Source organism: Crenalkalicoccus roseus, assembly GCF_004761865.1.
GTDB lineage: Bacteria > Pseudomonadota > Alphaproteobacteria > Acetobacterales > Acetobacteraceae > Crenalkalicoccus > Crenalkalicoccus roseus.
In genome coordinates this window covers 20,225-32,857 of the sequence record NZ_SJDM01000035.1, presented here as the reverse complement: position 1 = coordinate 32,857, position 12,633 = coordinate 20,225, and the positions used below count along the sequence as shown (strand labels likewise).

Sequence of the window (12,633 nt, the reverse complement as noted above, 5' to 3'; positions counted from 1 at the left end):
GGCGCCGTCTGGGACCGGCGCTTCCGCCTGACGGGGCCGGGCGCGCCGGGCGCCGTCATCGGCGCGCTCGGCGCCGAGGCCGCCGGGCTGCGGGGCCTCGCGCCGGCCCTGCCGGCGGCGGCGCTGGCGGCCCTGCCGGCGATCCGTCGGGAGCGGGTGCTGGTGGCCGTGCCGGCGCTGCTCTATCCTGATGCGGCGGTCTCGGCGCGCTTCGCCCTGATCTTCGCCCCGGCCGGCGGGCCGGTGGCGGGCATGGGCGCCGCGGGCCGGGGCGGCCATTCAATGCCGGGGAGTCCGCCCCCATGTGTGGGGGTGGCAGGAGCCATGCGGCCATGAGCCCCCTCATGCGTTGCAGGGGTGCCTGGCGGGAACGGGATAGGCATCGGTGAACAATTTCGGCCGGAATCTGGCGCTCTGGGTCATCGTGGCGCTGCTGCTGGTGGCGCTGTTCAACCTCTTCCAGCCCAGCGGCACGGCGCAGCGCGGCGCCCAGCAGGTGGCCTACAGCGACTTCCTCAACGAGGTCGCCGCGGGGCATGTGCGCGACGTCGTGATCCAGGGGCGGTCCGTCACCGGCCAGCTCGCCGACGGGCGCACCTTCCAGACCTACACGCCGGAGGATCCGGCGCTGGTCAGCCGGCTGACCGAGCGCGGCGTGCGCGTCGTCGCCCGGCCGGAGGAGAGCGACATCAACCTCGGGCACTACCTGCTCTCCTGGTTCCCGATGCTGCTGCTGATCGGCGTCTGGATCTTCTTCATGCGCCAGATGCAGGGCGGCGGCGGCCGCGCCATGGGCTTCGGCAAGTCCCGCGCCCGGCTGCTGACGGAGAAGCAGGGCCGCGTCACCTTCGACGACGTCGCGGGCATCGACGAGGCCAAGGGCGAGCTCGAGGAGATCGTGGACTTCCTGCGCGACCCGCAGAAGTTCCAGCGCCTCGGCGGCAAGATCCCGAAGGGCGTGCTGCTGGTCGGCCCGCCCGGCACCGGCAAGACGCTGCTCGCCCGCGCCATCGCCGGCGAGGCGAACGTGCCCTTCTTCACCATCTCCGGCTCCGACTTCGTCGAGATGTTCGTGGGCGTCGGCGCCTCGCGCGTGCGCGACATGTTCGAGCAGGGCAAGAAGAACGCCCCCTGCATCATCTTCATCGACGAGATCGACGCGGTCGGCCGCCATCGCGGCGCGGGCCTCGGCGGCGGCAACGACGAGCGCGAGCAGACGCTCAACCAGATGCTGGTCGAGATGGACGGCTTCGAGGCGAACGAGGGGGTGATCCTGATCGCCGCCACCAACCGGCCGGACGTGCTCGACCCCGCGCTGCTGCGCCCGGGCCGCTTCGACCGGCAGGTGGTGGTGCCGAACCCGGACGTGAACGGGCGGGAGAAGATCCTCCGGGTCCACATGCGCAAGGTGCCGCTCGCCGCCGACGTGGACCCGAAGGTGATCGCGCGCGGCACGCCGGGCTTCTCGGGGGCCGACCTCGCCAACCTGGTGAACGAGGCGGCGCTGCTCGCCGCGCGCACCGGGCGGCGCACCGTCAGCATGGCGGAATTCGAGGCGGCCAAGGACAAGGTGCTGATGGGCGCCGAGCGCCGCTCGCTCGTCATGTCCGAGGACGAGAAGCGCATGACCGCCTACCACGAGGCCGGCCACGCGCTGGTGGCGCTGAAGCTCCCCGAGTGCGACCCCGTCCACAAGGCGACGATCATCCCGCGCGGCCGGGCGCTCGGCCTCGTCATGTCGCTGCCGGAGGGCGACCGCTACTCCAAGCACAAGTCCAAGCTGCTGCAGGAACTCGCCATGGCCATGGGCGGGCGCGTGGCGGAGGAGTTGATCTTCGGCCCCGACAAGGTCTCCAACGGCGCCGCCGGCGACATCAAGATGGCGACCGACCAGGCGCGGCGCATGGTCACCGAATGGGGCATGAGCGAGAAGCTCGGCATGATCGCCTATGGCGAGAACAGCCAGGAGGTGTTCCTCGGCCATTCCGTCACCCAGTCGAAGAACGTCTCCGAGGCCACGGCGCAGCAGATCGACGCCGAGATCCGCCGCATCATCGACGAGGCCTACCAGAAGGCCAAGCAGGTGCTGTCGGAGAACATCGACGAGCTGCACCTGCTGGCCAAGGGGCTGCTGGAGCACGAGACCCTGACCGGGGAGGAGATCAAGCTCGTGATCCGCGGCGAGCCGGTGGTGCGCAACCGCGCGGAGGAGCCCGCCCCCACCGGCCGCGGCAGCGTGCCGACCTCCGGCCGCGTCCCGCGCCCCGACACCGGCGGCGGCTACACGCCCGGTCCGGCCCCAGCCTGAGGGCGAGCAGCCGGCCGGACCCATGAAGGGACGCTGGATCGAGCCGCTGGGCCTGACCACGGGCCCGTCGGCGGCGCTCGCCGTCGAGGCCGGCCATGCCCTGCCCTTCCTGGGTGGGCCGATGGCCTTTTCCCTGGCGCGGCTGATCGAGGACGGCGCGACGCGCGCGGTGCTGCCCGCGGGGCGGGTGCCGGACGGGTGGTCGGCGCTGCTGTCGCCGCTGACCCGCCCCCCGCCCCGCTTCGCCGGCCTCGCCCCGAAGGCGCCTGGCCGGCCGCTGGTGATGGGCATCGTCAACGTCACCCCGGACAGCTTCTCGGGCGACGGGCTGGCCGCGACGCCGGAGGCGGCGGTGGCGCAGGGCCGGGCGCTGCTCGCCGCCGGGGCCGACCTGCTCGACATCGGCGGCGAATCGACCCGCCCCGGCGCGGCGCCCGTGCCGCCCGAGGAGGAGTGCCGCCGCATCCTGCCCGTGGTGCGGGCGCTGGCCGGTGCCGGGGCCGTCCTCTCGGTGGATACGCGCAACGCCGCCACCATGGCGGCGGTGCTGGAGGCCGGGGCGGCCGTGGTCAACGACGTCTCGGCGCTGCGCCACGACGCGGAGGCGGCCGGGGTGGTGGCACGCTCGGGCGCCGCGGCGGTGCTGATGCACATGCGCGGCCTCGACCCGCGGACCATGCAGGACGACCCTCGCTACCAGGATGTGGCGCTGGAGGTGGCGGCGTTCCTGCGCGAGCGGGTGGCGGCGGCGGAGGCGGCCGGCATCCCCCGCGCGCGCCTCGCCCTCGACCCTGGCATCGGCTTCGGCAAGACCCTGGCGCACAACCTGGAGTTGATAGAGCGGCTGCCGCTGCTGGCCGGGCTCGGCTGCCCGATCCTGGTCGGCGCCTCGCGCAAGGGCTTCGTCGGCCGCCTCTCCGGGGTGGCGGAGCCGGCGCGGCGCCTCGCCGGCAGCCTTGCCGTGGCGCTCGCCGCCGCCGGGCGCGGCGCCGCCATCCTGCGGGTGCATGACGTGGCCGAGACGGTGCAGGCGCTGCGGGTCTGGGAGGCCTGCGTCCATGGCGCGCCGGCGCAGGGCTGAGGCGCCCGCGCGGCGCCGCGGCGGCTGTGGAAATTCGGCCCCGGCCGGGCTACCCAGGGGGTCGCATCCGGCTGCCGGAGACCCTCCCTTGGACCAGACCGCCGCTCCGCCGCCGCCGCCGGCCCGCCGCCTCTTCGGCACCGACGGCATCCGCGGCACCGCCAACCGCGCGCCGATGGACGCCGCCACGGCGCTGCGCCTCGGCCAGGCCGCGGGCCGCTACTTCAACCGCGGCAGCCACCGCCACCGGGTGGTGATCGGCAAGGACACCCGCCTCTCCGGCTACATGCTGGAGCCGGCGCTGACCGCGGGCTTCATCGGCGCCGGGATGGACGTGGTGCTGGTCGGGCCGCTGCCGACGCCCGCCATCGCGCTGCTGACCCGCTCGCTGCGCGCCGATCTCGGGGTGATGATCAGCGCCTCCCACAACCCCTTCGAGGACAACGGCATCAAGCTGTTCGGCCCGGACGGCCTCAAGCTCTCCGACGCGCAGGAGGCGGCGATCGAGGCGCTGATGGCGGGCGACCTCGCCGAGGCGCTGGCCGCGCCCGCCCGCCTCGGCCGCGCCAGCCGGATGGAGGACGCGCCGGGCCGCTACATCGAGGCGGTGAAGGCCTCCTTCCCGCGCGGGCTGACGCTGGACGGGCTGCGCATCGTCGTCGATACCGCCCACGGCGCCGCCTACAGGGTCGCGCCCACCGTGCTGTGGGAGCTGGGCGCGGAGGTGGTGCGGCTCGGCGACGCGCCGGACGGGTTCAACATCAACAAGGGCTGCGGCAGCACCGCCCCCGCCGCGCTGGCCGAGCTGGTGCGGGAGCGGCGTGCCGACATCGGCATCGCGCTCGACGGCGACGCCGACCGGCTGGTGGTGGTGGACGAGCAGGGCAGCATCGTGGACGGCGACCAGATCCTGGCGCTGATCGCCGATTCCTGGCAGGCGGACGGGCGGCTGCGCGGCGGCGCGGTGGTCGCCACCGTCATGTCCAACATGGGGCTGGAGCGCTACCTCTCCGCGCGCGGCCTCAAGCTGCTGCGCACCCCGGTGGGCGACCGCTATGTCGGCGAGCGGATGCGCGAGGCGGGCTGCAACCTCGGCGGCGAGCAGTCCGGCCACATGATCATGTCCGATTTCGGCACCACCGGGGACGGGCTGATCGCGGCGCTGCAGGTGCTCGCCGTGCTGGTGGAGGAGCGCCGCCCGGCGAGCCAGGTGACGCGCCGCTTCACCCCCCTGCCGCAGCGCCTCGTCAACGTGCGCTTCGCCGGCGCCTCGCCGCTGAAGGACGAGGCGGTGCAGCGCGAGATCGCGGCGCAGGAGGAGCGGCTCGGCGCGCGCGGGCGCGTGCTGATCCGCGCCAGCGGCACCGAGCCGGTGATCCGCGTCATGGCCGAGGCCGAGGACGAGGCGCTGGTCTCGGAGACGGTGGAGACGCTCGCCGCGGCGATCCGCGCGCGGGCGGCGGCGGCGTGACGCCGCGTGGCCGGGTGCTGATCGTCGCCGGATCGGATTCCGGCGGCGGCGCCGGCATCCAGGCCGACCTCAAGGCGGTGACGGCGCTCGGCGGCTACGCGGCGACGGCGATCACCGCCCTGACGGCGCAGGACACCACCGGCGTGCACGGGGTGATGGCGGTGCCGCCCGACTTCATCCGCCAGCAGATCCGCGTGGTGCTGCGCGACATCGGCGCCGACGCGGTCAAGACCGGCATGCTGCACGACGGCCCGACCATCGAGGCGGTCTGCGACGAGATCGCCGCCGGGGCGCCGGGCGTGCCGCTGGTCGCCGATCCGGTGATGGTCGCCAAGGGTGGGCACCGGCTGCTGCAGGCCGAGGCGGTGGAGACGCTGAAGCGCCGCCTGCTGCCCCTCGCCGCGCTGATCACGCCCAACCTGCCGGAGGCCGAGGTGCTGGCCGGCATGGAGATCCGCGACCGCGACGCCATGCGCCACGCCGCCGCGGCGCTGCTCACCCTCGGCGTCCCCGCCGTGCTGCTGAAGGGCGGGCACCTGGAGGGGCCGACGGTGGTGGACCTGCTCGCCACCGAGGCGGGGATCGAGACCTTCGAGGGGCCGCGCATCGAGACGCGCCACACCCATGGCACCGGCTGCACCCTGGCGAGCGCCATCGCCGCCGGCCTCGCCCAGGGCATGGCGCTGCGCGAGGCGGTGGCGCGGGCGCGGGCCTATGTGCGCGCGGCGCTGGCCGCCGCGCCGGGCCTCGGGCGCGGCCACGGGCCGCTCGGCCATGCGGTCACGCTCGATCCGGCGCGGCTCGAGGCGCTGCGCGAGGCCCCGGCCGCCTCCGTGGAGCGCGGCACGCCATGAGGCTGCCGCTCTACCTGGTGGACGCCTTCGCCGCGCGACCCTTCGAGGGCAATCCGGCGGCCGTGGTGCCGCTGCCCGCCTGGCTGCCCGATCCGGTGCTGCAGGCGATGGCGGCGGAGCACAACCTCAGCGAGACCGCCTTCCTGGTGGCGGAGGGGGAGGGGTGGCACCTGCGCTGGTTCACCCCGCGCACCGAGGTGGAACTCTGCGGCCACGCGACGCTGGCCAGCGCCTTCGTCCTGGCCGAGGAGCGCGGCCACGCGCCGCCCTTCGCCTTCCGCACCCTGTCGGGGGTGCTGCGCGTGGAGCGGGAGGGGGAGCGCCTGGTGCTCGACTTCCCCGCCCGCGCGGCGGAGCGGGCGGAGCCGCCGCCGGGCCTCGCCGCCGCGCTCGGCGCCGCGCCGCGCGAGGTGTGGCGGGCGCGGGACTGGATCTGCGTGATGGAGAGCCCGGCGCAGGTGGCCGCCCTCGCCCCCGACCACGCGGCGCTGGCGGCGCTGCCGGGGCCGGAGCGGGTGATCGTCACGGCCGCGGGCGGCGAGGGCGGCGCGGACGTGACCAGCCGCTACTTCGCCATCAAGGTCGGCGTGCCGGAGGACCCGGTGACCGGGGCGGCGCATGTGCAGCTCGTGCCCTTCTGGGCGGCGCGCCTCGGCCGCGACCGTCTGGTCTGCCGCCAGGCGAGCCCGCGCGGCGGCACCCTCTGGTGCGCGCTGCGCGAGGGCCGCGTGCGCATGGCGGGCACGGCGGTGCTCTACGCCCGCGGCGAGGTGTTCCTGCCCGGCGGCTGATGCCGCCCTGCCCGCCCGCGCGGGCCGCCGGCGCGGATCGGCGCTGGAGCCGTTTCCACCCGGCTGTGAGCGCGGAAGCGGCTCCGGCCCGGTGGTTGCAGGGCAGAGTCCGCTCCCGGCTGTTTCCAGCCGTCCGCGATCCGCTCTAGCGCGTCGGCGTCGGCGGGTTGGTGCTGTAGTCGTAGAAGCCCTTGCCGGTCTTCCGCCCGAGCCAGCCGGCCTCGACATACTTCGCGAGCAGCGGGCAGGGGCGGTATTTCGGGTCGCCCAGCCCCTCATGCAGCACCTTCAGCACCGAATAGAGCGTGTCCAGCCCCACGAAGTCGCAGAGTTCGAGCGGCCCCATCGGATGGTTGGCGCCGAGCTTCATGCCGGCGTCGATCGCCCGCACGTCGCCCACCCCCTCCATCAGGGCGAAGATCGCCTCGTTCAGCATCGGGCAGAGGATGCGGTTGACGACGAAGGCGGGATAGTCGGCCGCGTCCACCACGGTCTTGCCCATGCGCTGCGCCAGGGCGCGCACCGCCTCGGCCGTCGCATCCTCGGTGGCGAGGCCGCGGATCACCTCGACCAGCTTCATCATCGGCACCGGGTTGAAGAAGTGCATGCCGATGAAGCGGCCCGGCCGGTCGGTGCCGGCGGCGAGGCGGGTGATCGGGATGGAGGAGGTGTTGGTGGCGAGGATCGCGTCCGGGCGCAGCTTCGGGCACAGCGCCTGGTAGATCTTCAGCTTGATCGCCTCGTTCTCGGTCGCCGCCTCGATCACGATGTCGCAGTCGCCGAAGCGGTCGTGGTCGGTGGCGGTGGCGATGCGCGCGAGCGCCGCCTCCTTGTCGGCGGCGCCGATGCCGCCGCGCTGCACCTGGCGGTCCATGTTCCGGCCGATGGTCGCCAGCGCCTTCTCCAGCGCCTGCGCGTTCACGTCCATCAGCACCACCTCGAGCCCCGACAGCGCCGCGACATGCGCGATGCCGTTGCCCATCAGCCCGGCGCCGACCACGCCGACCTTCCTTGCCTCCGCCATGCCTTCCTCTCCCCGATGCGAAAGCGGCCCGGGGCGGAACCCCAGGCCGGTGCGTCACGGACGCTCCCCGCCGCCCGGCGCGCCCCGACCGCGCGCCGGGCGCGGGGGCGTCACTTCTTGTCCAGCTCGGCCTCGAGCTCCGGCACCGCCTTGAACAGGTCGGCGACCAGGCCGTAGTCGGCCACCTGGAAGATCGGCGCCTCCTCGTCCTTGTTGATGGCGACGATCACCTTGCTGTCCTTCATCCCGGCCAGGTGCTGGATGGCGCCGGAGATGCCGACGGCGATGTAGAGCTCGGGCGCCACGATCTTGCCGGTCTGGCCCACCTGCAGGTCGTTCGGCGCGTAGCCGGCGTCCACCGCGGCGCGGGAGGCGCCGATGGCGGCGCCGAGCTTGTCCGCCACCCGCTCGATGAGCTTGAAATTCTCCGCCGAGCCCATGGCGCGCCCGCCGGAGACGACGACGCGCGCCGCGGTCAGTTCCGGCCGCTCGCTCTTGGCGATCTCGGCGCCGACGAAGCGCGACAGGCCGGGATCCTCCACCACGGGCGCTGCCTCGACGGGGGCGCTGCCGCCCTCGGCCGGCACCGGGTCGAAGCTCGCGGCGCGGACGGTGATGACCTTCTTCGGGTCGGAGGACTTCACCGTGGCCAGGGCGTTGCCGGCGTAGATCGGGCGGATGAAGGTGTCGGCGTCGACGACGCCGGAGATGTCGGAGATCACCTGCACGTCGAGCAGCGCGGCGGCGCGCGGCATCACGTTCTTGCCCGCGGCCGAGGCCGGGGCGAGCAGGTGCGAGTAGTCCGGCGCGAGCCGCGCCAGCAGCGCCGCCACCGGTTCGGCCAGGCGGTTGGCGTAGATCGCGGCGTCGCCGTGCAGCACCTTGGCCACGCCCGGCAGCTTCGCCGCCGCCTGCGCCGCCGCCGCCGGGCCGAGCACCAGCAGGTGCACCTCGCCGAGCTTCTGCGCCGCGGCCACCGCGCTGCGCGTCGGCTGCATCACCGCCGAGCCGTCGTGGTCGGCCAGAACCAGCACCGCCATCTCAGATCACCTTCGCTTCGTTGCGGAGCTTCTCCACCAGCTCCTGGACCGAGGCCACCTTCTTGCCGGCCTGGCGCTTCGGCGGCTCCTCCACCTTCAGCACGGAGAGGCGCGGCGTCACGTCCACGCCGAGATCGGCGGGCTTCACCGTCTCGATCGGCTTCTTGCGCGCCTTCATGATGTTGGGCAGCGAGGCGTAGCGCGGCTCGTTCAGCCTGAGGTCGGTGGTGACGATGGCGGGCAGCCTGAGCTGCACCGTCTCGAGACCTCCGTCCACCTCGCGCGTCACCTTGAGGGCGCCGTCGGCCGGCTCGACCCTGCTGGCGAAGGTGCCCTGCGGCCAGCCGAGAAGCGCCGCCAGCATCTGGCCGGTGGCGTTCATGTCGTCGTCGATGGCCTGCTTGCCGAGGATGACGAGCTGCGGCCCCTCCTTCTCGACGATCGCCTTCAGGATCTTGGCCACCGCGAGCGGCTCCAGCACGCCGTCATGCTCGACCAGGATGCCGCGGTCCGCACCCATGGCGAGCGCGGTGCGGATCTGCTCCTGCGCCGCGGCGGGGCCGGCGGAGACGGCGACGATCTCGGTCGCGATGCCCTTCTCCTTCAGCCGCACCGCCTCCTCGACCGCGATCTCGTCGAAGGGGTTCATGGACATCTTGACGTTCGCGGTCTCGACGCCGGTGCCGTCCGCCTTGACGCGGACCTTGACGTTGTAGTCGACCACCCGCTTGACCGGGACGAGGAGCTTCATCGCCTCTGCCGTTTCCTGCGTGCTGTTGCGGTTCGACCCCGGGCGCGGGGCGCCGCCGGGGCCAGGAGGACGGCAGGGCCGAATACCCCCACCGCTTGCGCCTGTGCGGCAACCCGCGCGGAAAATAGGGCGGGCCGGCGCGGCCTGTCAAAAGACGGCCCCGCCGGGCTTTCCTCAGCCCCGCACCAGAAGCAGGAGTAGAATGAACAGTGCCAGCGCCACCCCCTGCAGGATCACCCGCCAGCGCATCAGCACGTTGGAGCGGTGCGGGTTGGCATCCGTGCGCACGAGGCCGACCAGGCCGGCGAACAGCACCCCGACGACGCCGAGCATGGCGGCGGCGGTCAGGACGATCAGGAGCGTTCTCATGGAAACGATCTAGACGGGTATGGCGCGACGGCAACGCCGCGCCGCGGGGAAGGGCGCCCCGGCCGGCAAGGGAAGAATGCGCCTCGCGTCCTTGTGTTAACCGTCACGGGACGGCTTGACCAAGGGGGGCAGCTTGCGGTTGCTCCCGGCGCCATGCGACTCCCCCGGCTGCTCCTCGCCATCCTCCTGCTGCTCGCCGCCGCGCCGGCCCAGCCGCAGGAAGCCACGCCCGCGCCGCGCCCCGCCCTGACGGCGGCGGAGATCGAGCGCCTGGGCGCGCTGCTGCGGGACGAGGCCCGGCGCGCCGAGTTCCTCCGCACGCTGGAGGCGCTGGCCGCCGCCGCCCGCGCCCGGCCCGAGGCGGCGGAAGGCGCGACCCCGGCCGCCCCCGCCGCTCCGTCCCCGCAGGCCGCCGCCCCGCCCGCCGACACCGCGGGCGAGGCCGCGCCGGCGCCGCAGCCCGAGGCGCCCCCCGCCGCGGCGCCCGAGCCGCTGATCGTCCCGAACACCGTCGGCGCCCACCTCCTGCTCGGGCTGCAGGAGCGGCTCGGCCACGCCTCCGAGGCGGTGCTCGGCACCATCCGCAGCATGGCCGACCTGCCGAGCGTGTGGCACTCTGTCATCGCCATGCTGCGCGACCCGGTGGTGCGGTCGCGGGTGGCGGAGGCGGCGTGGAAGCTGCTGCCGCTGCTCCTCGCCGCGCTGGCGCTCGAATGGCTGGTCTGGCGCGGCCTCGCCGGGGCGCGGCGGCGGCTGGGCGCGCTGGCGCCCGGGGACGGCCAGGTCTGGGGCTGGGTGCAGAGGGTGCCGCTGGTGCTGGCCCGCCTGGTGGTGGACCTGCTGCCGATCCTCGGCTTCGCGCTGGTGGCCTACGGCCTGCTCGGCTTCGTGCGGATGCTGCCGAACACCCAGCTCGCCGGGCTGCTGGTGGCGCATGTCTACATCGCCGCGCGCTGCATCTTCGTGCTCGGGCGCGTGCTGCTCTCGCCCTCCTCGCGCCACCTGCGGCTGGTGCCGCTCTCCGACCAGGCGGCGTTCTACTGCACCGTCTGGCTGCGGCGGATGCTGCTGGTCGGCCTCGGCGGGCACGTGCTGGCCGAGGTGGGCGTCTCGCTCGGCCTGTCCTGGGCGGCCTACGACGCCATCGTCAACGTGACGCTGCTGCTGATCTCGCTGATGCTGGTGTGGATCATCCTGCAGCAGCGCGCGACGGTGGCGGCCGCCCTGCGCGCGCCGCCGCTCGAACCCGGGGAGCGGCCGGACCGCGGCCGCGCCGCGCTGCGCGCCCTGCGCGACGGGCTGGCCGGGATCTGGCACGTCGTCGTCATCCTGTGGCTGCTCGCGCTCTGGGTGGTCTCGGCGCTTGCGATCGAGGACGGGTTCGAGCGGCTGCTCACCGCCTCGCTCCTCACCCTGCTGATCGGCGGCCTCGCCAAGGGGCTGGACGAGCTGCTGCGGCGGGTGCTGGACCGGGCGCTGCAGCCCGCGCCGGGGGCGGAGGCGGCGGGCTGGGGCGGCCTCTCCGCCCGCGCCGCGGCCTATGCGCCGGCGCTTCGCGTCATCGTCTCCCTCGCCATCGTCTTCGGCGGCGTGGTGATGGTGCTCGAGGTCTGGGGGGTGGACGCCACCGGCTGGTTCGCGCCGGGGACGCTCGGCAGCCGGCTCCTCGGCACGCTGTTCTCCATCGGCGCCACGCTGGTGCTCGGCGTGCTGGCATGGGAGCTGGCGAACGCCGCCATCAAGCGCCGCCTGATGCGGGCGGCGGGCGAGACCCAGGCGGCGCGCAGCGCGCGGCTGCGCACCCTGCTGCCGATGCTGCGCACCGCGCTCGGGGTGGTGATCCTCACCTTCGTGGTGCTGAGCTCGCTCGCGCAGCTCGGCGTGAACGTGGCGCCGCTGCTGGCCGGCGCCGGCGTGGTCGGCCTCGCCGTCGGCTTCGGCAGCCAGACCCTGGTGCGGGACGTGATCACCGGCATCTTCCTGCTGCTCGAGGACGCGGTGGCGGTGGGGGAGGTGGTGACGGTGGCCGGGCAGTCGGGCGTGGTGGAGCAGCTCTCCATCCGCTCCATCCGGCTGCGCTCGATGGACGGCAGCGTGCATTTCGTGCCGTTCAGCGCCGTGACCACGGTCACCAACATGACGCGGGACTTCTCCTTCGCCGTGCTCGACGTGACGGTGAGCTACCGCGAGGACACCGACCGGGTGGTGGAGGCGCTGCGCGAGGTCAGCGCCGAGATGCGGGCCGAGGCGAAGTGGCAGGCGATGATCCGCGACGACCTGGAGGTGATGGGCGTCGAGCGCTTCGCGGATTCGGGCGTGGTGATCCGCACCCGGATCAAGACCGAGCCGATCGCGCGCTGGAACGTGCTGCGCGAGTTCCAGCGCCGGGTGAAGCGCCGCTTCGACGAGCTCGGCATCGAGATCCCCTACCCGCACCAGAAGCTGGTCCTCGACCCCGGCCTGCCCCGCTTCCCGCCGCAGCCGGCCGCGGAGGGCGCGGCCCGGCCGGGGGCCGCCTGAACCCCCCGAGGGGAGGGGGCGCCGGTCAGGCCTCCGCCGCCTCGGCGCGGCGGGCCATGCGGCGCAGCAGGGCGAGGACCGGCGCGCCCGGGCCCGTCTCGCAATCGGAGGGGGGCGTGGCGCCGGGGCCGACATAGGCCATGTGCCATTCCGGGAAGGCGCGTTCCGGCACGCGACCGGCCTCGAGCACCACCACCTCCCGGTGCCGGGGATCGGCCTGGATGGTCTCGAACACCTCCTCGACCGAAGCGAGCGGTCCCTCCAGCACCTGGGCGAAGGCGCCCTCGCTGAACAGCAGGGCGCCGGTGACGCCGAGGGCCGCGTTGCGTCGGCGCGAGGCTTCCAGGATGCGCCCGATCTCCGCCTCGGTCGCGGAGGGAGGGATCAGGTTGCGGCTGATGTAGATGACGCGGAATAATTCCAC

The 12,633-nt window shown here is 74.1% G+C and carries 11 protein-coding genes and 1 pseudogene; 7 read left to right on the top strand and 5 right to left on the bottom strand.

Features of this window, described 5'->3' with window-relative positions:
- The 6 genes and pseudogenes from ET526_RS21320 to ET526_RS16590 form a co-directional block, all read left to right on the top strand.
- Positions 1 to 336: pseudogene (locus tag ET526_RS21320) on the top strand (hypothetical protein); the annotation flags it as partial.
- Between the two features lie 49 nt (positions 337 to 385).
- The gene (gene ftsH / locus ET526_RS16610) at positions 386 to 2,308 is read left to right on the top strand and encodes an ATP-dependent zinc metalloprotease FtsH (protein WP_135469092.1); all 1,923 of its coding nucleotides are present in this window, start codon (positions 386 to 388) and stop codon (positions 2,306 to 2,308) included.
- 22 nt (positions 2,309 to 2,330) lie between these two features.
- On the top strand, positions 2,331 to 3,389 hold the full coding sequence (folP, locus tag ET526_RS16605; RefSeq protein WP_135469090.1) for a dihydropteroate synthase: 1,059 nt from the start codon (positions 2,331 to 2,333) through the stop codon (positions 3,387 to 3,389).
- A gap of 88 nt (positions 3,390 to 3,477) precedes the next feature.
- Positions 3,478 to 4,860, top strand: a complete 1,383-nt coding sequence (gene glmM, locus ET526_RS16600) for a phosphoglucosamine mutase (RefSeq protein WP_275668647.1) — start codon at positions 3,478 to 3,480, stop codon at positions 4,858 to 4,860.
- A complete protein-coding gene (gene thiD / locus ET526_RS16595; RefSeq protein WP_135469086.1) occupies positions 4,857 to 5,714 on the top strand; it encodes a bifunctional hydroxymethylpyrimidine kinase/phosphomethylpyrimidine kinase in 858 nt (285 codons plus the stop codon). Before glmM ends, thiD begins: the two co-directional genes overlap by 4 nt.
- Entirely contained in the window at positions 5,711 to 6,505 is a 795-nt protein-coding gene (locus tag ET526_RS16590) for a PhzF family phenazine biosynthesis protein (protein ID WP_135469084.1), read from the top strand. The genes thiD and ET526_RS16590 overlap by 4 nt, the downstream gene beginning before the upstream one ends.
- Before the next feature lie 145 nt (positions 6,506 to 6,650).
- Here ET526_RS16590 and ET526_RS16585 read toward each other — a convergent pair whose 3' ends face one another.
- From ET526_RS16585 to ET526_RS16570, 4 genes are all read right to left on the bottom strand, one after another.
- On the bottom strand, positions 6,651 to 7,529 hold the full coding sequence (locus ET526_RS16585) for a 3-hydroxybutyryl-CoA dehydrogenase (protein WP_135469081.1): 879 nt from the start codon (positions 7,527 to 7,529) through the stop codon (positions 6,651 to 6,653).
- Between the two features lie 110 nt (positions 7,530 to 7,639).
- Positions 7,640 to 8,569, bottom strand: coding sequence for an electron transfer flavoprotein subunit alpha/FixB family protein (locus tag ET526_RS16580; RefSeq protein ID WP_135469079.1), 930 nt, complete (start codon positions 8,567 to 8,569; stop codon positions 7,640 to 7,642).
- Between the two features lies 1 nt (position 8,570).
- Positions 8,571 to 9,320, bottom strand: a complete 750-nt coding sequence (locus tag ET526_RS16575; protein ID WP_135469077.1) for an electron transfer flavoprotein subunit beta/FixA family protein — start codon at positions 9,318 to 9,320, stop codon at positions 8,571 to 8,573.
- 174 nt (positions 9,321 to 9,494) lie between these two features.
- Complete coding sequence (locus ET526_RS16570; protein ID WP_135469075.1) at positions 9,495 to 9,689, bottom strand: twin transmembrane helix small protein; 195 nt, start codon at positions 9,687 to 9,689, stop codon at positions 9,495 to 9,497.
- Positions 9,690 to 9,842: 153 nt separating this feature from the next.
- On the opposite strand from ET526_RS16570, the gene ET526_RS16565 reads away from it, so the two are divergent.
- Complete coding sequence (locus ET526_RS16565) at positions 9,843 to 12,209, top strand: mechanosensitive ion channel family protein (RefSeq protein WP_135469073.1); 2,367 nt, start codon at positions 9,843 to 9,845, stop codon at positions 12,207 to 12,209.
- Positions 12,210 to 12,234: 25 nt separating this feature from the next.
- Here the strand turns inward: ET526_RS16565 and ET526_RS16560 are convergent, their stop codons facing one another.
- Positions 12,235 to 12,633, bottom strand: coding sequence for a BLUF domain-containing protein (locus tag ET526_RS16560; RefSeq protein ID WP_158295618.1), 399 nt, complete (start codon positions 12,631 to 12,633; stop codon positions 12,235 to 12,237).

Coding starts and splice junctions, on each gene's coding strand:
- ET526_RS16585 (WP_135469081.1), bottom strand. CDS start 7,529: ATGGCGGAGGCAAGGAAGGTCGGCGTGGTCGGCGCCGGGCTGATGGGC.
- ET526_RS16570 (WP_135469075.1), bottom strand. CDS start 9,689: ATGAGAACGCTCCTGATCGTCCTGACCGCCGCCGCCATGCTCGGCGTC.
- folP (WP_135469090.1), top strand. CDS start 2,331: ATGAAGGGACGCTGGATCGAGCCGCTGGGCCTGACCACGGGCCCGTCG.
- ET526_RS16565 (WP_135469073.1), top strand. CDS start 9,843: ATGCGACTCCCCCGGCTGCTCCTCGCCATCCTCCTGCTGCTCGCCGCC.
- ET526_RS16590 (WP_135469084.1), top strand. CDS start 5,711: ATGAGGCTGCCGCTCTACCTGGTGGACGCCTTCGCCGCGCGACCCTTC.
- ET526_RS16575 (WP_135469077.1), bottom strand. CDS start 9,320: ATGAAGCTCCTCGTCCCGGTCAAGCGGGTGGTCGACTACAACGTCAAG.
- ET526_RS16580 (WP_135469079.1), bottom strand. CDS start 8,569: ATGGCGGTGCTGGTTCTGGCCGACCACGACGGCTCGGCGGTGATGCAG.